This is a genomic window from Massilia sp. UYP34, assembly GCF_056279385.1.
This window is the reverse complement of sequence record NZ_JBWBRF010000012.1, coordinates 38,581-63,106: the sequence shown is the minus strand read 5'-3', so window position 1 is coordinate 63,106 and position 24,526 is coordinate 38,581. Positions and strand designations below refer to the sequence as shown.

General features: G+C 65.7%; 21 protein-coding genes. 10 read left to right on the top strand and 11 right to left on the bottom strand.

The annotated features are described in order from the left end of the window. The first annotated feature begins 2 nt into the window (after positions 1–2). Both ACZ9AQ_RS17420 and ACZ9AQ_RS17415 read left to right on the top strand, forming a co-directional pair. Positions 3–491, top strand: a complete 489-nt coding sequence (locus tag ACZ9AQ_RS17420) for a hypothetical protein (protein ID WP_429205911.1) — start codon at positions 3–5, stop codon at positions 489–491. A gap of 22 nt (positions 492–513) precedes the next feature. Beyond that, the gene (locus ACZ9AQ_RS17415) at positions 514–1,641 is read left to right on the top strand and encodes a hypothetical protein (protein ID WP_429205912.1); all 1,128 of its coding nucleotides are present in this window, start codon (positions 514–516) and stop codon (positions 1,639–1,641) included. 261 nt (positions 1,642–1,902) lie between these two features. On the opposite strand, the gene ACZ9AQ_RS17410 is transcribed toward ACZ9AQ_RS17415, so the two are convergent. Then, entirely contained in the window at positions 1,903–2,397 is a 495-nt protein-coding gene (locus ACZ9AQ_RS17410) for a DUF3016 domain-containing protein (RefSeq protein ID WP_429205914.1), read from the bottom strand. 163 nt (positions 2,398–2,560) lie between these two features. Between ACZ9AQ_RS17410 and ACZ9AQ_RS17405 the strand changes: the two genes are divergently transcribed. Both ACZ9AQ_RS17405 and ACZ9AQ_RS17400 read left to right on the top strand, forming a co-directional pair. Beyond that, the gene (locus tag ACZ9AQ_RS17405; RefSeq protein WP_429205915.1) at positions 2,561–3,298 is read left to right on the top strand and encodes a DNA-formamidopyrimidine glycosylase family protein; all 738 of its coding nucleotides are present in this window, start codon (positions 2,561–2,563) and stop codon (positions 3,296–3,298) included. Positions 3,299–3,488: 190 nt separating this feature from the next. Continuing rightward, positions 3,489–4,994 (top strand): HD domain-containing phosphohydrolase, encoded by a 1,506-nt coding sequence (locus ACZ9AQ_RS17400; RefSeq protein WP_429205916.1) that lies wholly within the window; start codon positions 3,489–3,491, stop codon positions 4,992–4,994. Positions 4,995–5,011: 17 nt separating this feature from the next. On the opposite strand, the gene ACZ9AQ_RS17395 is transcribed toward ACZ9AQ_RS17400, so the two are convergent. The 8 genes from ACZ9AQ_RS17395 to ACZ9AQ_RS17360 all read right to left on the bottom strand — a co-directional run bounded on the left by ACZ9AQ_RS17395 (position 5,012) and on the right by ACZ9AQ_RS17360 (position 11,991). Next, on the bottom strand, positions 5,012–5,194 hold the full coding sequence (locus ACZ9AQ_RS17395; protein ID WP_429205918.1) for a hypothetical protein: 183 nt from the start codon (positions 5,192–5,194) through the stop codon (positions 5,012–5,014). Further along, on the bottom strand, positions 5,191–5,646 hold the full coding sequence (locus tag ACZ9AQ_RS17390) for a hypothetical protein (protein ID WP_429205919.1): 456 nt from the start codon (positions 5,644–5,646) through the stop codon (positions 5,191–5,193). The genes ACZ9AQ_RS17395 and ACZ9AQ_RS17390 overlap by 4 nt, the downstream gene beginning before the upstream one ends. A gap of 289 nt (positions 5,647–5,935) precedes the next feature. Beyond that, positions 5,936–6,283 (bottom strand): type II toxin-antitoxin system ChpB family toxin, encoded by a 348-nt coding sequence (locus ACZ9AQ_RS17385; protein ID WP_429205921.1) that lies wholly within the window; start codon positions 6,281–6,283, stop codon positions 5,936–5,938. Then, positions 6,277–6,528: an AbrB/MazE/SpoVT family DNA-binding domain-containing protein gene (locus tag ACZ9AQ_RS17380; protein ID WP_429205923.1), complete on the bottom strand. Its 252-nt coding sequence runs from the start codon at positions 6,526–6,528 to the stop codon at positions 6,277–6,279. Before ACZ9AQ_RS17380 ends, ACZ9AQ_RS17385 begins: the two co-directional genes overlap by 7 nt. 385 nt (positions 6,529–6,913) lie before the next feature. Further along, entirely contained in the window at positions 6,914–8,650 is a 1,737-nt protein-coding gene (locus ACZ9AQ_RS17375; RefSeq protein WP_429205925.1) for a phosphodiester glycosidase family protein, read from the bottom strand. A gap of 418 nt (positions 8,651–9,068) precedes the next feature. Continuing rightward, positions 9,069–11,018, bottom strand: coding sequence for a GAF domain-containing sensor histidine kinase (locus tag ACZ9AQ_RS17370; RefSeq protein WP_429205926.1), 1,950 nt, complete (start codon positions 11,016–11,018; stop codon positions 9,069–9,071). 111 nt (positions 11,019–11,129) lie between these two features. Then, a complete protein-coding gene (locus ACZ9AQ_RS17365) occupies positions 11,130–11,633 on the bottom strand; it encodes a hypothetical protein (protein ID WP_429205927.1) in 504 nt (167 codons plus the stop codon). A 112-nt stretch (positions 11,634–11,745) separates the two neighbouring features. Continuing rightward, positions 11,746–11,991, bottom strand: a complete 246-nt coding sequence (locus tag ACZ9AQ_RS17360) for a hypothetical protein (RefSeq protein ID WP_429205929.1) — start codon at positions 11,989–11,991, stop codon at positions 11,746–11,748. A gap of 219 nt (positions 11,992–12,210) precedes the next feature. Here ACZ9AQ_RS17360 and ACZ9AQ_RS17355 point away from each other — a divergent pair, with 219 nt between their 5' ends. Next, the gene (locus tag ACZ9AQ_RS17355) at positions 12,211–12,582 is read left to right on the top strand and encodes a hypothetical protein (RefSeq protein ID WP_429205931.1); all 372 of its coding nucleotides are present in this window, start codon (positions 12,211–12,213) and stop codon (positions 12,580–12,582) included. A gap of 155 nt (positions 12,583–12,737) precedes the next feature. On the opposite strand, the gene queC is transcribed toward ACZ9AQ_RS17355, so the two are convergent. After that, a complete protein-coding gene (gene queC, locus ACZ9AQ_RS17350) occupies positions 12,738–13,454 on the bottom strand; it encodes a 7-cyano-7-deazaguanine synthase QueC (protein WP_429205933.1) in 717 nt (238 codons plus the stop codon). A 194-nt stretch (positions 13,455–13,648) separates the two neighbouring features. Here queC and ACZ9AQ_RS17345 point away from each other — a divergent pair, with 194 nt between their 5' ends. The 5 genes from ACZ9AQ_RS17345 to ACZ9AQ_RS17325 are packed head-to-tail and all read left to right on the top strand — an operon-like array spanning position 13,649 to position 22,284. Then, a complete protein-coding gene (locus tag ACZ9AQ_RS17345) occupies positions 13,649–15,538 on the top strand; it encodes an autotransporter assembly complex protein TamA (protein ID WP_429205934.1) in 1,890 nt (629 codons plus the stop codon). Continuing rightward, the gene (locus tag ACZ9AQ_RS17340) at positions 15,538–20,001 is read left to right on the top strand and encodes a translocation/assembly module TamB domain-containing protein (protein ID WP_429205936.1); all 4,464 of its coding nucleotides are present in this window, start codon (positions 15,538–15,540) and stop codon (positions 19,999–20,001) included. Before ACZ9AQ_RS17345 ends, ACZ9AQ_RS17340 begins: the two co-directional genes overlap by 1 nt. Before the next feature lies 1 nt (position 20,002). Further along, positions 20,003–21,031, top strand: coding sequence for an RsiV family protein (locus tag ACZ9AQ_RS17335; RefSeq protein ID WP_429205938.1), 1,029 nt, complete (start codon positions 20,003–20,005; stop codon positions 21,029–21,031). Between the two features lie 9 nt (positions 21,032–21,040). Next, positions 21,041–21,340: a hypothetical protein gene (locus ACZ9AQ_RS17330; RefSeq protein ID WP_429205940.1), complete on the top strand. Its 300-nt coding sequence runs from the start codon at positions 21,041–21,043 to the stop codon at positions 21,338–21,340. Between the two features lie 50 nt (positions 21,341–21,390). After that, positions 21,391–22,284 carry a LysR family transcriptional regulator gene (locus tag ACZ9AQ_RS17325; RefSeq protein ID WP_429205942.1) on the top strand — a complete coding sequence of 298 codons (894 nt, stop codon included), beginning with the start codon at positions 21,391–21,393 and terminating at the stop codon, positions 22,282–22,284. Positions 22,285–22,313: 29 nt separating this feature from the next. On the opposite strand, the gene paoC is transcribed toward ACZ9AQ_RS17325, so the two are convergent. Beyond that, complete coding sequence (gene paoC / locus ACZ9AQ_RS17320; protein ID WP_429205944.1) at positions 22,314–24,512, bottom strand: aldehyde oxidoreductase molybdenum-binding subunit PaoC; 2,199 nt, start codon at positions 24,510–24,512, stop codon at positions 22,314–22,316. Positions 24,513–24,526: the final 14 nt, after the last annotated feature.

Sequence of the window (24,526 nt, the reverse complement as noted above, 5' to 3'; positions counted from 1 at the left end):
CGATGAACGACCAACACGACAATCCCGACCCGCTGCTCGCCACCGGCTTGGCCGCGCTGCGCGGCGAGCTGGCCGCGATGGACGCCCCGCGCTGCGTGGAAAAGGAATTGCTGCAGGCCTTCGCCCGCCAGTTCCCGAAAAAGCAGCCCTGGTACCGCAAGCTGTCGCCGCCCCAATGGGGCACGGCCGGCGCCCTGGCCTCGCTGTGCGGCGTGGCCGTGCTGCTGGCGCTGGCGCCGCACCAGGCGATCACGATCGGCCCGCCGCTGATCGGCGTCGACGACGGCGCCGCCTTCATCGCCCTCGAATCGCTGGAGCGGATCGAGCGCGAACCCTATACGCGGGTGGTCGAGGCCGAGCTGCCGCAGAGCGCGCTGGCGCCGCTGGGCATGCCGCTCGATCCGCAGACCGCGGGCGAGACGGTGCGCGCCGAAATGCTGGTGGCGCAGGACGGCCATCCCCTGGCGGTGCGCCTGAGCGCCGTCAACTGACCCAATCGACTACGAGGACTGTATGAATACCAGGAACTTCTTGATCGCGACCCTGCTGGCCAGCGCCTTTGCGCCGGCCCTGGCCGAGGACACCACGACCGGCCAGGGCGGCGACGGCGAACGCCGCATCGTGATCCGCCAGGGCGCGGTGACGCTGGCGCCCGGCCAGCAGGCCGCGCAGCGCGCCGGCGACAGCGCCAGCCTGGCCGCGTCCATGCTCAGGATCTCGGGCGCCGGCATCGTCAAGAACGCGCCCTACAGCGCCGAAGCGGTCTCGGAGAGCATGCAGCGGCTGGCCGACGGCAACCAGATCGTCAACACCTCGCGTTCGATGCAGTACCGCGACGGCGCCGGCCGCACCCGCACCGAGGTGCACGGCGACGACGGCGCGCTGCGCACCATCACCATCAGCGACCCGGTCGAAGGCGCGCGCTGGATCCTGAACCCGCAGCGCAAGAGCGCCACGCGCCTGGACATGCGGTCCGAGCGCGCCCGGGCCGACGCGGACACCGCGCGCGCCGCGGCGGCGCAGGCCCGGATCGCGGCGGACCAGGCCCGCGTCCAGGCGGACGGCGCGCGCGCCAGCGCCGACCAGCAGCGGCGCGCGGCCGACGGGGCGCGCGAGCGCATCGACCAGCTGCGCAGGGAAGGCAAGCTGCCGGAAGGCGCGCACGTCATCGTCAAGGACGTCCAGCGCGGCCTTGACGCGGCCGAGGTGCGCGTGCGCGTCGCCCAGCCCAGCCCTGCGGCCATGCCGGCGGCGCGGGCGCTGTCGGCGCACATCACGCCGATGATCATCGGCGCCGCCAACGACGGCAAATGGTCGGCCAAGGCCGTCACGCGCGAACTGGGCGGGCGCGATTTCTCGGGCGTGCAGGCCGAAGGCAACCAGCGCAGCTACACGATCCCGGCCGGCGAGATCGGCAACCGCGCGCCGATCGAGGTCAGCAGCGAGACCTGGTACGCGCCCGAGCTGCAGGTGACGGTGTACCACAAGCGCAGCGATCCGCGCAGCGGCGACGTGGTGTACCGGCTCGACAAGCTCAAGCGCGGCGAGCCGCCGGCGGCCCTGTTCAAGGTTCCATCGGACTACACGGTGCGCGATCCGTTCAGGGCAAGCAGCGCCAGGGCGGTGGGGAAGGACGACTAGCGGAAAAAGGCGCCCTGCGGGCGTCATGACGTCAAGACAAGGCGAAGGTTTTCGTGAGTTAGCGTAAAGACGTCGTTACTGCCACTGGCAGTAACGACTCCCCACGAAGGTGGGGACCCCATCTTGCAAGCGCTTCGACGACGCTTGCAGAACTTGGGTCCCCGCCTGCGCGGGGACGACGTATTTGACGGCTAGCTCAGCAGCTTAACTAACGGCATCAGTACTGCGGGCGCTACTGAAACGCAGGGTAAAGACGAACGCTCACCGGCCCCGTTTCTTGTTCAGGATGGTCTCATTGAACCAGTCGTCGATCATGCGCTTCTCGGCGCGCAGGCTGTCGCTGTCCGACATGCGGCTGAGGCGCTGCATGTAGTTCATGTCGGCCAGCCGCGCATCGCCGCCCTTGAGCACCTGCCCGTTCTGGGTCAGCGAATAGCGCAGGTTGATGATCGGCCAGTCCGCCATGCCTTTCAGGACGCGCAGCTCGCGCCCGCCGCGCAGGTTCGGGTATTCATTGCCGGCCAGGTCGACATCAAGGACTTCGATCGCCAGGTCCTGGCCTTCCGGCAGCTGGCCGCCCAGCTTGGTGAAATGGTCGCTCAAGTCCTTCAGCACCTGCTCGCGCTCCCATGGCGCGAAAGGCAGGTCGGCAAACTTGTCGGATTCGATGTACTTCACGGTGACGCCGGCCGAGGCGGCGCCGGCCGTCAGCGCGCACAGGCCCGCGAAGGCCGTTTTCATCAATAATGATTTCATCGCTCTAGCTCCTAGGATTGCTTTTATCGTTCGTCCTGCCCTGGAATATACGCCGCCTCGCGCAGCCGCGCTCGTCTCGAATCGTCGTAGTTTGTATCCAAATGTTAGGCCTCGCACATGACCAACAGGTGGTGACGGATGAGAATGGCACAAGGAGAATGCCATGCCCGAAGGTCCATCGCTCGTCATCCTGAAGGAACAGTCGGCCCGTTTCGTGGGCCAGGACATCGTGCGCGCCGGCGGCAACGTCCGCGCCGTCGATCCGGGCCGGCTGGTGGGCCAGCGCATCGTCGGCCTGCATACCTGGGGCAAGCACTTCCTGATCGAGCTGCCCGACCTCGTCCTGCGCATCCATTTTTTGCTGTTCGGCACCTATCGCATCGACGAGCGGCGCGACAAGCCGCCGCGCCTGTCGATCGCGACGCAAGACGGCGGTGAAATGAATTTCTATGCCTGCGCCATCCGCGAGATCGACCGCGCGACCTTCGAGGCCTACGATGTCAGCGCCGACGTCATGTCGGACAGCTGGGATCCGAAACGGGCGCGCAAGAAGCTGCGCGCGCGGCCCGGACTGCTGGCCTGCGACGCCCTGCTCGACCAGGACATCTTTTCGGGCGTCGGCAACATCATCAAGAACGAGGTGCTGTTTCGCATCCGCGTCCATCCGCTGTCGACCGTGGGGGCGCTGCCGGCGCCCAAGCTGCGCGCCCTGGTCGACGAGGCGCGCCGCTACAGCTTCGATTTCCTGGGCTGGAAAAAAGCGTTCGTGCTCAAGCAGCACTGGCTGGCCCATGCCAAGAAGACCTGCCCCCGCTGCGACATTCCTTTTAAAAAAGCCAATCTCGGCACCACGCGCCGGCGCGCCTTTTACTGCGAGCGTTGTCAAAAGAGCTACACCTGAAGTAGGTTGTCTTTTGTCCGCAACACTCCTCCCTCTTTGAGAGACTAGCTGTTACATCGCAATTGCACGAATTCAATATTGCTTGTTGTTAAGGGTCATGGGTCGTACTACAATCGCTTGACTCCGGGCTATATTTACGATCAAAAATAGCCTACCCCAGACAACTTTCCCAAAAATATCGGATTCATCTATGTCCTTCCTGTCTTCCGCCGTGCCCAAGCTCGCACCCTGGAAAGTATTGCTGGTCGATGACGAACCCGATATCCATGACATCACCAAGCTGACCCTGGCGCGCTTCCGCCTCGACGGCCGCGCGCTTTCCTTCGTGCATGCCTACAGCGGCGCGCAAGCGAAGGAAGTGCTGGCGCGCGAACAGGACATCGCGCTGGTCTTCCTGGACGTGGTGATGGAGCGCGAGGACAGCGGCCTGGAAGTGGCGCGCTGGATGCGCCAGGAGCTCGACAACCAGTTTACCCGCATCGTGCTGCGCACCGGCCAGCCGGGCCAGGCGCCCGAGGAACGCGTGATCGTCGATTACGACATCAACGACTACAAGGAAAAGACCGAGCTCGACCGCACCAAGCTGTTCACCACCACCTTCGCCGCCCTGCGCGCCTACCGCGACATCATGAAGGTCGAGGAAGCGCGCCGCGTGCAGCAGACCTACCGCGAAGGCCTGGAACGGGTGATCGCGGCGTCCGCCCACATCTTCCAGCAACGCAACCTGAAGGACTTCGCCAACGGCCTGCTGCAACAGGTGGTGGCCCTGCTGCGCCTGGAACAGAGCATGCTGCTGCGCCTGAAGGCGGCCAGCGTGATCACCGGCGCCAGCCAGTACGAGGTGCTGGCCCAGATCGGCGACATCGGCAAGGAAGAGATCGGCCCGGAACTGCTCGGCCAACTGGACGACGCGCGCCGCAACCGCATCTCGCGCCTGCACGGCGACACCTATGTCGGCTACTTTCCAAACAATAGCGGCAAGGCCTCGCTCCTGGTGCTCAAGGGCGTGGAAGAGGTCTCCGACATCGACGCCCAGCTGCTGGAAGTGTTCTGCTCGGGCGTGGCGATCGCGTTCGACAACATCCTGTTAAACCAGGAAATCACCGACACCCAGGCCGAACTGATCCTGCGCCTGGGCGACGTGGTCGAATCGCGCTCGCACGAGGCCGGCAACCACGTGCGCCGCATGTCCCAGGTCTGCCAGATGCTGGCGCAGGCCGCGGGCATGCCGGACGACGAGACGGCGGTCCTGATGCACGCCGCGCCGATGCACGACGTGGGCAAGATCGCCACGCCCGACGCGGTGCTGCTCAAGCCGGGCCGCCTGACCGAAGAAGAGTGGGAAATCATGAAGCAGCACCCGACCATCGGGCTGCAGATCCTGGACGGCTCGCAGCGCCCGATCCTGAAGGCGGCGGCAGTGATCGCCCACCAGCACCACGAGAAATACGACGGCAGCGGCTACCCGCAAGGCCTGCGCGGCGAAGACATCCACCCGTATGCGCGCATCGTGGCGGTGGCCGACGTGTTCGACGCGCTGAGCCACAAGCGCTGCTACAAGGATGCGTGGCCGACGGAAAAAGTGACCGAACACCTGCGCGAGGTGGCGGGGCACCATCTGGATCCGACGTATGTCGACCTGCTGATCAAGAATATGGACAAGGCGCTGGCGATCAATGAGAAGTGGCCGGATTGATCGGGAAAGCCGAGTAGCTAACGTTTGCGTTTAAACCTGTTGAACGATAATGCTGTGACGATTGAACCAATGAGGAAGGCATTCACGATAATATTGCCAGCCTTTTCCACGTACATCGTTGGCTCAACAAATAAAATGACGATGTAGGCCAGCACTGCAGCTGAAAACCCGATGCCCAAAGAGACCAGCGTGCGTTTCATGGTGCGAATTTCTCCGCGCTTGGGCAGTTAAACACCATTCCGGCCCTGCTCCCTCCAGCTTGCACGATTTGCTCTAAAAATGTTGTGCAGTTATTAGGCAACATCAGCCACAGCCATTGTCTGGAGACCAGGTCAAGTAGTTTTCTATGTGCGCCAAAAATGTCCGGGATATGCACCATTGTGCGACGGATTTCACGCTTATCACTTTCTCGTAGATAACGCTGATAGCCTTCATGACGCATGAATCGCGGTCTGTCATGCAGGCCAGCGACATGGAAGAACCAGCCAGGGCCGACGTGCAACAATGCGTGACCACAAATATTCCAGCCGTCGCCGGATACGATGATCGCTTGAGTATGCTTGAAATCGTCCGGCCGGATCACGCAATGAAGCATCACTTCACCGATATATGGGCCTGTGTCAGGCTTAGGCGCATTCGCCCGCGTCTGCATGGCACTGTTCGTTGCTCTACCCACTTATTGCTCCTCAAACTGCTCAAAGTAGGATTTTCCTTCCTGTTCTACCGGTCAGATTTGCTAAAGAACAGTATCGGGTTCGATGGCGCTCAGAAAAGGTCGAGGGTACCGATATCAGCTACAACTCGTCCTTCCTGCACGGGCCAGTGCGCTGCGACGACACCAGATTATTTTTATCGCTCACTCTTCCGCTGCGAAATTGCTTCCGATTGCCGGATCGCATATTCCATGACTGGGTGTAGATTTTTCGGTTCCAGGTTTTCTTTCAATCGGTGATCGCGCGCAGACGAGCCAGCGCATCCTCAACCACGTACTCGGGCGCAGTCTCTACACGCTTTGCTTTTCGCGCCTCCAAGTCGAGCATTCTCACCTGATTGACTAACGCCGCGCCTTGCGTTTTCGTACCCGAGCCGCCAAGCGAAGCCGCGAAACCGGCGTGGCGTGCAAAATTACCACCCTGCGTAATGGGCGCCACCAATACAACGCCGAGGGCATTGAAGGCGCTCGTCGACAAGACCAGCGCCGGACGCATTCCTTGCTGTTCGTGCCCTTCGGTTGGATCGGGATTGACCATAACAATGTCGCCACGTCCGAATTTAACGCGGCTCACCATACCTCGCGCCCGACAGGCTTCACTTCAGCCCATGCGGCCAGGTCATCTGGATGCGGAGCCGTCGGGTCACACTGCGCGACCAGATCAGCCAGCGAATACGATGGTCGCGCTGCTTTAAGCAATACTCCGTCCGGCTGAACGTTCACGCTCAACTTATCGCCTAGCGACACCTTGAGGATACCGAGCAATTCGGTAGGCAAGCGAACAGCTGCGCTATTCCCCCACTTCTGCACTGACAGTTCCATAAGTTCTCCTGATGTTGATACATTGTAGATTCATGAGCGAACTTTCGTCAACCACTATATGATCTACAATGTATCTACAAAACCGCTCAGAGAACACTGCTGAATGCCTCTCGTAAGCGTTCCTGGCTAACTTCAAGGTATGGTCGAACGTGATCCAGTTCGGCGTGCCCGAGCAGGAGCTGGACGGTGTCGACCTGCCCCCCTGCTGGATCAGCCGCGACGCCATCGTGCGCCTGCCGCTGTGTGAAGAACCGCCCCGTATGCCGGCATCGCGGTAAAGCTTCGTGACATGGGACTGCAAGCTGTCGCAGGCCAGGTAATTGTCGAGCCGAATTCGGGATAGAGAAAACGCGAGGCTGGCTACATACGGGTACATGCCACGCTACTAATAGCTAATCCGAAGCGGGTAGGCAATGTGGCGCGCACGACCATACTTTAGGCGGGCCAGACCAGTCAGCTCGTTGAGCAACTGACCACTGACCACGAGCGATGCGCTGGGCCCGCCATCGAGCCGGAGCGCGTTTCTGATCAGCATGGCCCTGAACACTGTGCACAGTTCCGCTGCAGACGTTGTCCCGTCCGACGTTGACGAAATGAACACCATGCGCCCGTTCGCCGCGCCGACAGCGGACCAACGGTTCTGGTCGCCTGATGCCGCACAGGCACCATTTTTTACAATCGATGTCGACGAGCTGACCACGTTCAGCGAAGAACTGCCGAGGCTACTTGGCGTCGTGGTGGTGAAGAAAGCAGGTTGGCTTTTGTCACCGCCGTAGGCCATGACGAACTTGTTGCCGCCGTTTTTGCAACTAGGGCAACCTGCGCCTCCGCCGCTAACATTGTCCCCCAACGCCACGCCATTGGAACGGACGATCCCTTCGGCCCTACCCCATTGGTTATCGAACGTGCCCGAATCGCCGGACCAGGTGAACCCGTTGATCATCGCGATCGACGGGGATGCTGTAAAGGCGTCGATGCGCTGCAGACGCAAATACGGACCGTTCCCCTGCCCGGCAGACGACATTGCATACGGAAGCGAATATCGGATGCGATTGTCTTTGGTGTTGACGTAAACGATATGCACGTAAGGCCGAATCTTCTCACACGTTTTCACGCGGACGGCGCCGGTCTTGAGCAGCGCCAGGTTGAGCGCTCCGATGACGATCGGTTGCGCAAGATAGCCAGCGCATGTAGTTCCCGCGGACGCGGAAGGCACGTCAGAGGGCATGCCGTTGATCGCTCGAGGCGAGCCGAGCGCTGAATCCTCAAGGATGTCAGGCTTGATCACCCCGGTCTGCGGAAGTGCCATCCGGGCATTCCTCGCCGGACCGGCGTTCGGGGTGGCCCATAACGCTTGCTCCTCCCGTGTACCAATAGGAACTATCATCTCATGCGCCGAGGTGCCCCCCGGGATCGACGGCACGTCGATGGTGGCCGGCCTATGCAGTTTCACGTACGGATAGATGTCGATCCGCGGATACATCTCGCCCACGTTGTCGACGCTGACGTGAAATACTTGCGCAGCATCGAGGGCGCCAGCGGGGATCGTCAGCACGGCGCCGCCCGGCAGTTTCGCGACCGTTTGCAGTGAGGGCAAATAATGCACCAAGCTGCTTTCGGGATTAAAAAAGGAACTGGCGGCTTGGGTCGGGATATAGGATGGTTTTGCGTTCAGCTGCTGTTTGCGGACGCCAATCAGGAGCTCAGCGCCGTAAAAGCCCTGTTCCATGACAAAGGGAGCCTTGAGATTGACATGACCGGTCAAAGCCGGCCCACCGTTTGGTTCCGTGAAGTAGACATCGGTGATCGTGACCACCGGCATGACGACATCGGCAACCACGTTCGCGGTCCCGGCCGACGTGTCGGTAACATCGACATAGCCCGTCGTGCGGGCACGATAACAATTGGATTTCGAACACAGTAGGACATCACCAATCCGCACGGCGCGTTCGCTGGAGGGCGCATCTGTGGCCACGCTGACACGAAGGCGCATTGCGCTATCGGGGATGCGGGACTCGCTGGAGAATTTTTCAAGTTGAGTTGCATACCTCGGGGTGGGTGCTCCGATGGCGTGCGCAGCGACGAACAGCAAGAGAACAGGCATGACCCGGTTCAGCAGCATGATTTTCGACTCCAATGAGAAATACAAACGCTGGGAACAGCAGCTTGCAGCGTACTGTTGAGTGAAGTTGTCATTTTGACTCTGCGGGGATCAGGACCGGTTGGCGTTGCTCAAACATTTGCAAACTTGGCAATAACAGCCTCTAGGGATCTTGGCAATCTAAACTATGAACAGGTCAGTCCCTGAAGTGTCCTTAACTTCTTCCATTGAGGACAACACATTGTTCAAGCTAAGCCCTTGATTCATCAAAATTCCCATGTGTTGCAGATTGCAGAAACAAGCTAATACGTCAGGATTAGCTTACTGGTCGGCTCCAGGCCTCGATACCGGCAGTTGCAATCAGGTTGTTCATTCCTGACAGATTCAACAATAAGATCCGGACTTTTAACTGAGAGATCCACATGCCTGCTTGTTGTTTTTATCGCTCACTCTTGCGCTGCGACTGCGGAAACCGCAAGTGATACCGCAGCCCCTCCCCCGGCGCACTCTCCACCCTGACCGTCCCGCCGAGCGCGCCCGTCACCAGGTTGTACAAAATGTGCGCCCCCAGCCCGCTCCCCCCCGTCCCGCGCTTGGTGGTAAAGAACGGATCGAACAGCTTGTCCAGCGTGTCCTTGTCCATCCCCGCCCCATCGTCGGCATAGTCGAGCACCACCCAGCCATCGTCTTCGACCGCTGCGCGCACCGTGATCTTGCCCGGCTGGTCCCGCTCGAAGCCATGCACTAGAGAATTGACCACCATATTGGTCACGATCTGCGACACCGCCCCCGGATAGCTGTCCAGCACCAGGTCCTTCGGGCAGTCGACGGTCACCTCGACCGGCCGCCCTTTGAGCTTGGGCTGCAATGACAGCAGCACTTCCTTCAGGTACGCGTCGAGATTGAAGCTCCTGATATCGCCCGACGACTGGTCCACCGCCACCTGCTTGAAGCTGCGCACGAGCGCCGCCGCGCGCTGGGTATTGGTGGTCATGATGCGCAGCGACTGGTCGACCACGTCGAAGAACGTCGCCAGGCTGTCTTCCGTCATCTCGCCCGCCGCCAGTTCCTCGCGCGTGAGCTTGAGTTCCTGCACCAGGTGGCTGGTCGCGGTCACGCAAATGCCCAGCGGGGTGTTGATCTCATGCGCCACGCCGGCCACCAGCCGTCCCAGCGAGGCCAGCTTTTCCTGGCGCACCAGTTCCGATTGCGCTTCCTGCAGCGCGTGCAGGGCGTCATTGAGTGCCGCGTTCTGCTGCTCCAGTTCCTGCTTGGCGATGCGGATCTTGCGGTCGGCCTGCATGCGCGCGATCGCCACCGCCACGTGACTGGCCATGAAGGCCAGCAGATCCAGCTCGGCCTTGGTGTAGACGATGGCCGGGTCGTAGCTCTGCACCACGATCACGCCATATGGCCTTTCGTGGACCAGCATCGGCGCGCCCATCCAGCTCGCGATCTCGGTATTGCCAAGGGGCTCGGTGACGATGCCGTTGGCCACTAGCTGGCGGAAGCTTCCCTGGTCGTGCAGCTGCGCCTGCTTGCTCGACAAGACGTACGAGCACATGGCCTTGCCGAACGGGAAGCGCTGCAGAGGCGGCGTGCTGTCCTTCCGGTCGACGAAATACGGGATGCTGATCTCTTGCGTATCCGGGTGGTACAGCGCGATCAGGAAGTTGTCGGCCACCATCAGCTCGCCGATGATGCCGTGCAGGCTGGCGCTGAGCAGGTCGGTGTCGAGCGCCTGGGCCGACAGGTCGGCGATCTGGTACAGCGCGTGCTGCACCTTCTCGGCGCGGCCGCGCTCGGCCACCTCATGGGCGAGGGCCGCGGTGCGCGCCGCGACCGCGCGCTCCAGCCGCTCCACGCTTTGCAAGCCCTGCAGCGCATTCGACACGTGGTTGGCGATCAGGGCGAACAGCGCTTGGTCTTCCGCGCTATAGGTCTCTTCGGGCGAATAGCTCTGGATGACGATCGCCCCCAGCGCCTGGTGATGCTGGTCCAGCAGCGGGCAGGCGACGAAGTGTTCCGGCACGCTGCCATCGCCCCAGCGCCCGCTGCTGCGCAGCCGTTCGTGGAAATCGGCCGCCGTCAAGACCAGCGGCTGGCGGTTGAGCAGCACCCAGGCGGTCGGCGACTGCTCGGGCGAGGCCAGCATGATCCGCTCGTCCGGATCACGACCTCCGTCGGCCACGTCGACAAAATATGGAAAGCGCACCGTACCGTCTTCGCGGTCGGCCAATGCGACGTAGAAATTGGCCGCATACATGATGCGGCCCAGTGCCCGGTGCACGGCCTCGATGAATGCGGTGATGTCGCTGCAGCTGGTCGATAATTGCCCGATCTCGAGCAGCATCGACTGGACCGCTTCCAGCCGGTCAAGACGTTCCATGCTTCCCCCACATATTCAGTTCATTGCGAATAAATGCGCAGGGGAAATAGTAGCAGCTTGCCACCCGCCGCAGCAGTCGGCGGCGGGTGAATGTGGTGTAAATGTGGTGATTCAGCGCGGGGCGCGGAAATCGTTCTCGATCCAGGCCAGGGCCGAGGCCTGGGTCAGCTTGAAGGTGGGGGCCACCCGCACCTTTGCCACCTGCTCGCCCATCTCGTCCGTCGCGGCCAGCATGGCATAGGGGTCGTCATCGTCCGGCACGATGTCCAGCGTCACTTTCAGCTCGCCCTCGCCGGTCGCCACGAACAGGTTCTTGTGCAGGATCGCGTGCATGTGCTGCTCGTGGCGGCGGATCACCTCGGACGCGGTCTTGATCAAGGTATTGAAGGCATTGACGTCGAGCGGCTTCGGGTTCTTCTTGTCGCGGCCCATGGTCCACGGGCCGACCAGCGCCGGTTCCGGCTCGCCGTCCTTGTACATGGCCACCGCCCAGCCTTCGTCGTCGTCGTTCTTGATCACGCGCGCGGTCCAGCCATTGCCCTGCCACAGGCGGGGTTCCTGCACCGGACCGGTGTCCTGCTCTTCTTCGTCGTGATCGTGGGTCTGGTCGTTCATCTGTTTCCTTCTGTGTCGCTTGCGCCAAAACCACGATCATAGAGGAAAGGGGACCCATGAAAAAGCCCGCACAGGCAAGCAGACCAGGCTTTTGTGCGGTGACTCGACAATATCAGGCCGGGCAATCGTCGACGATGCGCGGGCAGCGCCAACCCGGGCCTGGCGGCGGCACGATCGGCGGGCCCACGGGAATCGGCCGCGGGTCGCCGTTCGGCATCGGCGCCGGCGGCTGCCGGCCGGACGGGCCATGCGGATTGATGACGATCGGCGGTATCGCGGGCGGCGCCGATGGCGGATCTTTGGGACAGCTATTGACCACGGCCAGGCGGTCCCGGATTCCATGAATGACAGCGTGCATAGGATCCCCCTGTAAAGAGAGGGTCAGTATAGGAAACGGGGCAAGCATTACAAGCAAAAAATTGCCGGCGATTCTGCCCGGACCCGGCTATGCACGTTTCGTTCCGCAAAACATGCGGCCTGTCGCATGCCGGTGGCCGCGCCGCGCGTGCAGGCATACAGTTCGACCATGCAACAACGACACGTCGAACCGACCACCTACCCTTTTGCGAGGACCGCCATGAAAAAATATGCCCCCTACGTCATCCTGTTCCTGTTCGCCGCGCTGCTGTTCAACAGCTGGGGCAACGACATGACGGTGCACCTCGACGGCGACGAGATCGATGGCCCGCTGGGCTGGATGCTGGCCACCCTGTTCGCGGGCGGCGGCGCCTTGCTGGCGGTGTTCGTCACCATGATGGTCGCCGTGCTCCTGGCGGTGGTATTCGCCGGCGTCGGCGTGATGCTGCTCGGTTCGCTGGGCATCGGCGCCGTGGTGCTGGCCCTGGCCATCTCGCCGCTGCTGCTGCCGCTCGCGATTCCGGTGCTCGTGGTGTGGTATTTCATGAGCCGCTCGCGCAAGGTCGATCTGGAGAAGACCGCCACTGCTTGAGATAGACTGGTAGGGTCGGCGGCTCGCCGCCGACGCGGTGATTGTTACCGGCCCCGATTTCGGGCCGGATGATCTCGCGGCCAACCATCACCGCGTCGGCGGCCTAGCGCGGGGCCGCCGAGGCCGACCCTACGCCGGGCTTGCCCCGGCCTTTTTTACGCCTCTTTGCGCGCCACGTACTGCTCGTAGCCGCGCGCGCGCAAGGCGCAGGCCGGGCAGGCGCCGCAGCCATGGCCCCAGGGATGCGCGTCCCCGCGCTCGCCCAGGTAGCAGGTGTGGGTGTCGAAGCGGATCAGGTCCACCAGCGCGTCGCCGCCCTCCTGCCGCGCCAGTTCCCAGGTCTGCGCCTTGTCGATCCACATCAGCGGGGTCTCGACCTTCAGGCGCGTCGCCATGCCCAGGTTGAGCGCCACCTGGAGCGCCTTCATGGTGTCGTCGCGGCAGTCCGGATAGCCCGAGAAATCGGTCTCGCACATGCCGCCCACCAGCACGTTCAGGCCGCGCCGGTAGGCCACCGTGGCCGCCACCGTCATGAACATCAGGTTGCGGCCAGGCACGAACGTATTCGGCAAGCCGTTTTCCTGCATGGCGATTTCAACATTGCTGGTCAACGCCGTGTCAGAGATTTTCGCGATCAGGGACAGGTCGATCATGTGGTCGTCACCGAGGCGCGCGTCCCAGCCGGGATCGAGCGCGCGCAGCTTCGACAGCAGGGTTGGACGCACCTCCAGTTCGATCGCGTGGCGCTGGCCATAATCGAAACCGATCGTCTCGACCCGCGCATAGCGCTGCAGCGCCCAGGCGAGGCAGGTGGTGGAGTCTTGGCCGCCGCTGAAGAGGACGAGCGCGGTGTCGGAAGAGGGAGTGGTCATGGTGGCAAAGGCAAGAACTGTGATCGAAAGCGGAGCAATAAGCGGGACAAGAAGCGGGGCAATAAGCGGGGGCATTCTGTCACAGATTGCCGGCGCCGTGTGCGGGCGGGCCCGAGGCGCACGTACAACATTCCGTGGCGGCATTGACTTTAACAATCAGTTAAGATGCGAGCGAGAATTCCCAGTGGAGCACCATGTTGTCACGTCGACCGATTTCCCGCCCGCAACAGTCGTCCCAGCTACTTTCCCGGCTCGCGCGCCATGCGCTGACGGGATTGAGCGCATTGGCTTTCGCCACGTCCGTGCATGCGCAAGCGACGCAGGAAAATGCCCCCGCGGTCGACTACACGGTGCGCATCGACGCCCCGCGCGCGCTCGAAGAACTGCTCGAAGATAACCTCGACCTGATGCGCTGGCGCGGCAATGCCCGGGTCGACCTCGAACAGTTGCAACGCCTGGTCAAGGAGGCGCCCGAGCAGGCGCGCACCCTGATCGCCACCGAGGGCTATTACTCGCCCAAGATCTCGGCCGGCCTGGATACCAGCGGCGCGCGGCCGGTGGCGCGCGTCATCGTCGACCCCGGCCAGCCGGTGCTGGTGGGCGACGTCGACCTGGTGCTGCAGGGCTTCGCCTCGTTCGAGGAAGGCGGCGCGCCGTTCGACGCCAATGCCCTGCGCAACCGCTGGACGCTGCCGGTCGGCAGCCAGTTCAGGCAAGGCGACTGGGAAAGCGCCAAGAACGGCCTGCTGCGCGACGTGGCGCAGACGCGCTTTCCGCGCGCGCGCCTGGTCGAGACCAGCGCCACGGTCGATCCGGATTCGCGCCGCGCGCTGCTGCGCGTGGTGATCGACTCCGGCCCCGAGATGCGCTTCGGCGAGCTGCGCATCCGCGGCCTGACGCGCTATCCGCGCGAAGTCATCACCAACCTCAACAAGATCAACCCCGGCGACGAATACAGCGAAGCGGCCCTGCAGGCCCTGCAGTCGCGGGTGCAGGACACCGGCTACTTCAGCAGCGTCGAGGTCAGCACCGACATGCGCGCCGTGCTCAATGCCGAGATCGCCGACATCAGGGACGACGCCGACGACGACGCCAATCCGGCGACGCCGGAGCGGCCCACCGGCCCCACGACCCTGCCGGTGGTGGTGCGTGTGACCGAAAACAAGCAGAAATTCGTGGAGGCCGGCGTCGGCTTCTCGACCGACACCGGCGCCCGCGCCTCGCTGGGCTACGACGACCTGAGCGTGTTCGGCAAGCGCTTCAAGAGCGACCTGATCTACGAACAGAAGCGCCAGACCGCGAAGGGCGAATTGTTCTGGCCGACCACGGCCAAGGGCTATAACGACAGCATCAGCGCCGGCGTCGAGCGCGAAGACCTGCGCGGCGAGATCACCACGCTGGCCAGCGTGGGCGCGCACCGCAGCTGGGGCTCGCCGCTGCTCGAGCGCAGCCTGACCCTCGAGGCGCTGACCGAAAAGCGCGAAGTCGAGGGCTTCGAGCCGACCCGCAGCAAGAGCCTGCCGCTCACCTACAGCATCACCAGGCGCCGGCTCGACAGCCTGATCCAGCCGACCAACGGCTATGTGCTGAGCGGCCAGTTCGGCGGCGCCGTGTTGCCGATCCTGACCGATGAGAAATTCCTGCGCATCTACCTGCGCGGCCTGTACTACAAGCCGGTCGGCGCCGCCGGCACCCTGCTCCTGCGCGGCGAGGCAGGCGCCGTGGCCTCGAAGGAAAAGCTGGGCGTGCCGAGCACCTTCCTGTTCCGCGCCGGCGGCGACCAGTCGGTGCGCGGCTACGGCTACCAGGAGCTGGGCGTGCAGCAAAACGGCGCCACCGTCGGCGGGCGCTATCTGGCCACCGCCAGCGCCGAATACCAGTACTGGTTCAAGCCGCCCTGGGGCGTGGCCGTGTTCTACGACGTCGGCAACGCCGCCGACAGGTTTGGCGACCTCAATCCCAAGTCGGGCTATGGCGTCGGCGCGCGCTGGCGCAGCCCGGTCGGCCCGATCAACGTCGACCTGGCCTATGGCCACGCGGTGCGCAAGGCGCGCCTGCACTTTTCACTCGGATTCACGTTCTGATGGATACACCTGAAGACAAGCCAATCACCCGTCCGGCGCCCGACCAGGCGCCGGGGCCCACGCCGCGCCGCTGGCCGCGCCGCGTGGCGATCGGCGTCGTCGCCACCGGCGTCATCGTCGGCGGTGCGCTGTGGTATCTCGGCCGCGAGAGCACCCTGCAAATGATCGTCCAGCGCGTGGCCGACGCCACCGGCGGCAAGCTCACCGTCCTGGGGGTCACCGGTTCGATCTACGGCGCCATGCACATCGAGCGCCTCGTGTGGCGCACCGACGAACAGATCGTCACGGCGCTCAAGATCGACGTCGACTGGTCGCCGTCGCAGATCCTGTCGGGCGGCATCCTGGTCGACAAGCTGTGGGCCGCCAGCGTGCGCATGCAGACGCTCAAGGAAACCGATGAACCCTCGGTGCTGCCGGCGAGCCTCGCGCCGCCGTTCCGGATCGAGGCCGACGATGCGCGCCTGAACCGCCTGACGATGGTGAACGTCGCCGGCGCCGAAACGACGATCGACAATATCCGCGTGCGCGCCAGCGGCGACAAGCGCAGCTGGGTGGTGCAGGATGCAGCGGCCAGCACGCCCTGGGGCCAGGTGGCGGCCAACGTCACGCTCGGCGCCCAGCGCCCCTACAAGATCGACGCTTCGGGGAGCCTGACGCAATCGCAGGCCAGCGCCGGCGCGCGCGCCGCCCAGCTGCAGCTGAAGGTGGGCGGCGACCTCGAGAACGCGACCCGGATCGACGCTACCGGCCAGGCCGGGCGCGCCATCGGCGACGCCCATTTCACCATCGCGCCCTACGCCGAGATCCCGCTGCGCGCACTGCGCATCAATGGCCGCAACCTCGATCCGGGCTTCTTCAACCCCGCCCTGCCGACCGCCGACCTGACCCTGGCCGTGACCGGCAAGCTGGACGCCAACCGCAGCATCAGCGGCAGCGTCGACATCACCAATACCGGCCCGGAAGGCACGATCGACCAGCAGCGCCTGCCGCTGCGCGCCGCACGCGGCCGGCTGGGCGGCAGCCTGGACGCGGTGCAGATCTCCGACGTGCTGCTCGACTTCGGCGCCGCCGGCCAGTTCACCGGCACCGGCGGCGTCCAGCGCGAGAAGGACGAAGAAGGCATCGGCACCGCGCGCTTCGCCCTGCAGACCGAGCGCTTCAACCTGCGCGAAGTCCATTCGGCCATGAAGCCGACCGCGATCAAGGGCAGTATCGCGGTCACCAACGAGGCCACGCGCCAGACGCTGGAAGCGAACCTGCTCGATGCCGGCCTGCGCCTGTCGGCCCTGGCCACGCTGGAAAACAACGTCGCCACGCTGAACCAGGCGCGCCTGACCGCGGGCCGCGGCAGCGTCACCGCCAGCGGCAGCATGAACCTCGAGGGCGACAAGGCCTTCAAGGCCACGGCCAGCGCAAGCAGGTTCAACCCGGCGGACTTCGGCGACCTGCCGGTGGCCGACATCAACGCCACGATCAACGCCGCCGGCGCGCTCAGCCCCGAATGGAAGGTCGACGCCGATTTCGCGGTGCGCCAGAGCCGCCTGATGAACCAGGCGCTGTCCGGCAGCGGCAAATTGAGCGCGGATGCGAAGCGCATCAGCGGCGTCGACGCCAACCTGGCGCTGGGCCAGAACAAGGTCGACTTAAGGGGCGCGTTCGGCGGCGCCGGCGACCGCCTGAACTGGCGCCTCGACGGCCGCCAGCTGGCGGCGGTGCGCAGCGACCTGTATGGCGCGGTCAGCGCCAACGGCGTCGTCAGCGGCACCATGGAAGCGCCGCGCACCACCTTCGAGGTCAACGCGCAAAACCTGGGCTGGGTCGCGGCCCAGCGCAAGAACGGCAGCGGCGTGCTGCGCGCCAGCGGCGAAGCCTGGCTCGGCGGCCCCGAGGCCGCCCGTGCAGTGGAAGTCAAGGCCAGCGGCAGCATGCAGCGGTTCAACCCGGCGGCCTTCGGCTCGCCGCTGGCCGGCAGCATCAATGCGACCTTCAGCGGCAGCGGCCGCGCCGGCGCCGACTGGCGCGGCGCGCTCGACCTGAAGCTGGCCGACGATTCGACCCTGGCCAATTCGCCGCTGCGCGGCCACGCGCGCCTGAGCGCCGACCGCCGCCACGTGTCCAATGCCGACGTCGACCTGCGCATCGGCCCGAACGTGATCGCCGCCAGCGGCGCCTTCGGCCTGGCGCGCGACACGCTGAACTGGAAGATCGACGCGCCGCAACTGGCGGCGCTCGGCCCCGAGTTCGGCGGCGCGCTGCGCGCCTCGGGCGCCTTGTCCGGCACCATGGACACGCCGTCGCTGAGCGCCAGCATCGAAGGCCAGAACCTCAAGGCGCTGGGCACGCACAATGTGCGGTCGCTGCGTGCCAGCGCCAACCTGGGTTCCGGCCGCGGCGCGGCCGATCCGCTGGTCAGCAACGTCGAGGTGCTCGACTACGCCAGCGGCGACACGCGCGTGGCGTCGCTGCGCCTGCAAACCGAGGGCACGCGCGGCGCGCACACGGTCAGGCTGTCGGCGCTCGGTGAGAGCTTCGATGCAAACGCCGAAATCCGCGGCGGCTTCAACCGCGACACCTGGAGCGGCACGCTGGCCGCGCTGCAGAACCGCGGCCGCTACGCCATGCGCCTGCAAAACCCCGTGCCGGTCACGATCGCCGGCGCGCCGGGCTCCGGCCTGGGCGGCCTGGCCAGCCCGCAACGCATCGCCTTCAATGGCGCCGTGATCCAACTGCCGAACGGCAGCATCACGGTCGACACGCTCACCAAGGATGGCCCGCGCTGGAGCAGCCGCGGCCACGCCGACAAGGTGCCGCTCACTTACCTGGCGCAGTTCTCGCCGGCCCTGGCCGACAACGCGCGCGGCGACCTGACCCTGGGCGCGGCCTGGGTCGTGGACATGCGCGCGCCGGTCGCCGACGGCGCCGCGCCCTCGCTGGCCGGCAACGTGCGCGTGTTCCGCGAATCCGGCGACGCCATCGTCGGCGGCGACACGCCGGTGCCGCTCGGCCTGCGCCGGCTGGAAGCATCCGCCGAAGTGGTCGGCAGCAGCCTGCGCGTGAACCTGGACTTCGACGGCGCCCGCACCGGCGTGGCCAAAGTCGAAGCCAATGCCCAGATGCTGAACGGCCGGCTGGAGAGCGACAGCCCGCTGCGCATGACGGCCAATGCCGACATCCCGTCGATCGCCTGGCTGGCGTCGCTGGCCGGCCAGCCGGGACTGGAACTCGATGGCGCGCTGCGCCTGGCCATGACGGGCGGCGGCACCATCGGCCGCCCCATCCTGAACGGCAACCTCGATGGCGACAGGCTCGCGGTGCGCTGGGCCGAACAGGGCGTGCGCCTGCAGAACGGCCAGTTGCGCGCCCAGCTCGGCGGCGACCAGCTGCGGGTGGAACGCCTGACCTTCCAGGGCCGCCAGGGCAGCGCCGCAGCCAGCGGCTTCGTGCGTTTCGCCGACGGCGCGCCGACCATGGACCTGCGCCTGAACATGGACAAGCTCGAAGCGCTATCCCGGCCCGACCGCCGGCTGATCGTGAGCGGCCAGGCGTCGCTGGTGCGCGACGCCAGCCGCTTCGCGCTGGAAGGCAAATTCCGCGCCGACCGCGCGCTGATCGAATTCGCGCCGCAGGGCCGGCCGACGATCTCGGACGACGTCATCGTGCTGGGCCGCGGCGCCGAGAAGAAGACGCCGACCGCCACGGAAAAGGACGTGCCGCTGACGGTCGACCTCGCGGCCGACCTGGGCGACGACTTCCACGTGCGCGCCATGGGCATCGACGCCTACCTGGCCGGCAGCGCGCGGGTGCGCATGACGGGCGCCGGCCAGCCGCGCATCAACGGAACGATTCGTGCGGTCAATGGCACCTACGCCGCCTACGGGCAGAACCTGTCGATCGAGCGCGCGGTGCTGACCTTCAGCGGCCCCTACGACAACCCGTCGCTCGACATCCTGGCGGTGCGCAAGCGCCCCGAAGGCGAACAGCTCTCGGAAACCAACGTCGAAGCCGGCGTACAGGTGCGCGGCACCGCCCAGTCGCCCACCGCGCGCCTGGTGTCGACGCCGAACGTGTCGGACAGCGACAAGCTGTCCTGGCTGGTGCTGGGTCACAGCATGGAAGCGGCCAGCGGCGACCAGAAAGGCGTGCTGACGGCCGCCGCCGGCGCCCTGCTGGGCGGCGCCGGCGGCACCGGCGGTATCCAGTCGAAGCTCGCCAACTCGCTGGGCGTGGACGAACTGGGACTCAAGCAGGGCGCCGGCGGCGGCGATTCCGATGGCCTGGAAAGCACCGTGGTCACGGTCGGCAAGCGCATCTCGTCGCGCGCTTACCTGAGCTTCGAGCAGGGCACCAGCACCGCCTCGAGCCTGGTGCGCCTGCGCTACAAGCTCACGCCGCGCATCACGCTGCAGTTCCAGACCGGGACCAACAGCGCGCTCGACGTGCTGTATTCGTGGGCCTTCGACTAAGTTGAGAGCGGCCACCTGCGTCCTTGCCGTGCTGCTGGCGCTCGCCCGCCCGGTGGCGGCGCAGGGCCATGGCGACCTGCTGCGCTCGCCCGAGCGCATCGAATGGGAGGCCGGCGGCTTGTACGAAGGCCGCTTCCCGGACGGCACTGCGTTCCAGCTCGCGCTGGCTTACCCGGCGCCAGGCGGCGTGCCGGGCGACGCCGCGAAGATCATGGACAGCGCGTACTGGTTCCCGCGCGACTACACCGGCCAGGCCCACGCGCTGGCGCTACTGGAAGCGCCGCCGGGCGCGCTGAACCTGGTCCCGCTGCTCGACTCCGGGGCCCAGGGGCCGGAGCGGCTCGCGGTCGACCTCGACGCCGACCGGCGCGGCGGCAAGGGCAGCTGGCGCCAGGCGCCAGACACGCCGGCGCGGTCGTTCGCGCTCGAGCGCATCGTGACCTACCGCGCGGTCGCCCTCAACCGGCCGCAGGCCCGGGCCGAGGGTGCGGACCCGCCACTCGTGTTTTCCGCGCTGTTCCCGGTGTTCGGGGACGCCGCGCTGGACGCGTGGGTGCGCGAGATGGCCGGCCGCTGCGACGCCGACCTTGAATGCACGAACAAGGTCCTGGTGCGCTGGCATTCGCAGGGCCAGCTGTCGCTCGACGCCAGCGCCTGGACCCTCGGCCATGGCGCCGCCCACGGCAACTACCGCTCGTCGATGCGTCACTATGCGCTGGGCGGCGGCAAGGCCGTGCATACCCGTTTCACGGGCTTCGTCGACGCCGGCACCGCCTGCCGCGACCAGGTCTCGGCCGCGCTCGTGGCGAAGCTGGCCGAGCAAGGGCTGTCGTGGGCCGAGCAAGGCGCGCTGGACGTGTTCAGGGAACCCAAGTTCATTCCGACGCCATCCGGCATCGAATTCCACTGGGATCCGTATGAAGTGGGCAGCTTCTCCCAGGGCATTCCGAGCGTGTTCCTGACCCGCGCCGAGCTGGAGGGCTGCGTCAGGAACTTGCCGCGCGGCGCGAGAATCGCCGCGGACGGGTAGAATTCGCGCATGCCGCGTAAAACTCCCCTCTTCCCCGGCCCGCGCACCGCGCGCGGCGCGGTGCTGGCCGTCCTGCTGTCGGGCGCCGACCAGGCCGGCGCCGAACCGCTGCGCGGCCGCGTGACCCTGGCCGCCATCGTCCGCGCGCTCAAGCGCAAGTACCACTGGCCGATCGACACCACGAGCTTTCCGTCCAACGCCGCCGACGGCCGCGCCACCTGGGCCACGGTCTACAGCCTGCCGCAGGACGTCATCGACGCGGCGCTGGACGCGAAGGGCCGCGACTGGCTCAAGAGCAGTAATCCATAAATTTTGTTCATGAATAAGCCATCGTATTGATGTTCATGTATCATCAATAAATGGCCCGTGACAATATCAACGACATTCTCGTCTTTCTCGCCGTCGCCCGCGAGCGCAGCTTCACGCGCGCCGCGGCGAAGCTCGGCATGACCCAGTCGGCGCTCAGCCACATCGTGCGCTCGCTGGAGGCGCGCCTCGGCGTGCGCCTTCTCACGCGCACCACCCGCAGCGTGTCGCCCACCGAGGCCGGCGAGCGCCTGCTGCAGAACGTGGGCCCGCGGCTGGAAGAAATCGAGGCCGAGATCACGGCCGTCAGCGACCTGGGCGACAAGCCGGCCGGCACCATCCGCATCACCGCGATCGACCACGTGATCGACACCATCCTGTGGCCGCGCATCGCGCCGCTGCTGCCGCAATACCCGGACCTGCACGTCGAGATCAGCTCCGACTACCGCCTGATCGACATCGCCGCCGAGCGCTACGACATCGGCGTGCGCCATGGCGACCAGCTAGAGAAAGACATGATCGGGGTGCGCCTGACGGACGAAGTGCCGATGCGGATCGTCGGCGCGCCCGCCTATTTCGAGCGGCGGCCCGTGCCGGCCTCGCTGCAGGACCTCATGAAGCACAACTGCATCACCTTGCGCCTGCCCAGCAGCGGCGGGCTGTATGCGTGGGAACTGGCACATGCGGGCCAGCCGCTGGAAGCGCGCGTGCGCGGACAGTCGGTGTTCACCAACGTCTACCACATGCTGGACGCCGCGTTGCACGGCGTCGGCCTGGCTTTCCTGCCGGGGAGCCTGGTCGACCCGCACCTGGAAGCGGGGCGGCTGGTCAGCGTGATGGACGACTGGTGCGTTCCCTTCGAACCCCTGCACGCCTTCTACCCCAGCCGCCGCCATTCCTCACGCGCGCTGATGCTGGTGATCGACGCCATCCGCCATCAGGACTGATGCACGGGGATGGCGCCGATCCTGCCTGGTCAGGCCAGTGACGGCATCTTATCCAGCATCTTGTCGAGCGTGACCGGATAGTCGCGCACGCGCACGCCGGTGGCGTTGTAGATCGCGTTCGCCACCGCCGCGCCGACGCCGCACAGGCCCAGTTCACCGACGCCCTTGGCCTTCATCGGCGACGTCGTGGGGTCGCTCTCGTCGATGAAGATCACCTCCTGATGCGGGATGTCGGCATGCACCGGCACCTCGTAGCTGGCCAGGTCGTGGTTGACGAAGAAGCCCAGGCGCTTGTCGACGGCCAGGTGCTCCATCAGCGCGCCGCCCACGCCCATCGTCATCGCGCCGATCACTTGGCTCCGCGCCGACTTCGGGTTCAGGATGCGGCCCGCCGCGCACACCGACAGCATGCGCCGCACGCGCACCTCGGCCGTCGCCACGTCCACCGCGACTTCGACGAAGTGCACGCCGAAGGTCGACTGCTGAAACTGCTTTTCCAGGTCGCAGTATTCCATCGTGTCCTCGGCCACGATCGCGCCGCCCTTGGCCACCTCGGTCAACGGCACCGAGCGCGCGCCCACGCGCACCGCGCCATCGACGAATTCGGCCTTGGCGGCGTCCAGTCCCGCCTTTTGCGCGATCTGCTCGCGCAGCTTGACGCAGGCCGCGTAGACGCCGGCGGTGGAACTGTTGGCGCCCCACTGGCCGCCCGAACCGGCGGACACGGGGTAATCCGAGTCGCCCAGGCGCACGTTGACGCGCTCGACCGGCAGGCCGAGCATCTCGGCCGCGGTCTGGGCGATGATGGTGTAGCTGCCGGTGCCGATGTCGGTCATGTCGGTTTCCACCGTCACCTTGCCGTCGCTTTCCAGGCGCACGCGCGCGGCGGACTTCATGTTCATGTTGTTGCGGAAGGCCGACGCCATGCCCATGCCGACCAGCCACTCGCCCTCGCGCACCTGGCCCGGCTGCGCCTTGCGCTTTGCCCAACCGAAGCGCTCGGCGCCCTGGCGCAGGCACTGCACGTAGCGGCGCTGCGAGAACTTGCGGCCCGCCTTTTCAGGGTCGACCGTGGTGTCGTTGACGATGCGGAAGGTGACCGGGTCCATCTTGAGCTTCTCGGCCATCTCATCCATCGCCACCTCGAGCGCCATCATGCCCGGCGCCTCGCCCGGCGCGCGCATCGCATTCCCCTCGGGCAGGTCGAGCGTGGCCAGCTGCAGGCGGGTCAGGCGGTTGCCGCCCGCGTACAGCAGGCGGGTCTGCTGGACCGCGGTTTCCGGCTGGCCGCCCGGCAGGTCGCCCGACCAGCTTTCGTGGGCGATCGCGTTGATGCGCCCTTCGCGCGTGGCGCCGATGCGGATGCGCTGGATCGTGGCCGGACGGTGGGTGGTGTTGTTGATCATCAGCGCGCGCTGCAGCGCGACCTTGACCGGCCGCTTGGCCGCGCGGGCGCCGAGCGCCGCCAGCACCGCCTCGGCGCGCAGGAACAGCTTGCCGCCGAAGCCGCCGCCGATGTAGGGCGAGATCAGGCGCACGTTGGCGGCCGGGACGCCGAGCGTCTTGGCCAGGTCCTGCTTGCCCCAGTCGATCATCTGGTTCGACGTCCAGACGGTCACCTTGTCGCCATCCCACGAGGCGATCGAGGCATGCGGCTCCATCATCGCGTGCGACTGGTCGGGCGTGGTGTAGGTGGCGTCCAGCTTGACCGGCGCGCCGGCGAAGGCGCCGTCGAAATCGCCGACCATCGACTCGGCGTCCCCGGTCTTGGGCGTGACCGCCGCGTTCATCGCCGCGGCCAGGTCATAGGAGCCGTTCGCCTTCGCGTACTCGACCTTCACCAGCGACGACGCCGCGCGCGCCTGCTCGAAGGTCTCGGCCACGACGATGCCGACCGCCTGGTGATAGTGCTGCACTTCGGGCCCTGCCAGCAGGTGGGCGGTGTTGAAGTTGCCCTTGCCGAGCTTGCCGGCATTCTGGTAGGTGACGACGGCGATCACGCCCGGCGCGCGGCGCGCGGCGGCGGTGTCGATCGACACGATGCGGCCCTTGGCGATCGCCGCGCCGATGACGTAGCCGTAGGCGGCATTCGGCGCCGCCGCATGCTGCTCGTAGGCGTAAGGGGCGCCGCCGGTGGTCTTGAGCGGGCCGTCGATGCGGTCGAGCGGCTTGCCGACGACCTTCATCTGGTCGATCGGATTGGTGGTTTCGGGTTTGGTGAATTTCATGGTCTCAAGCCTTT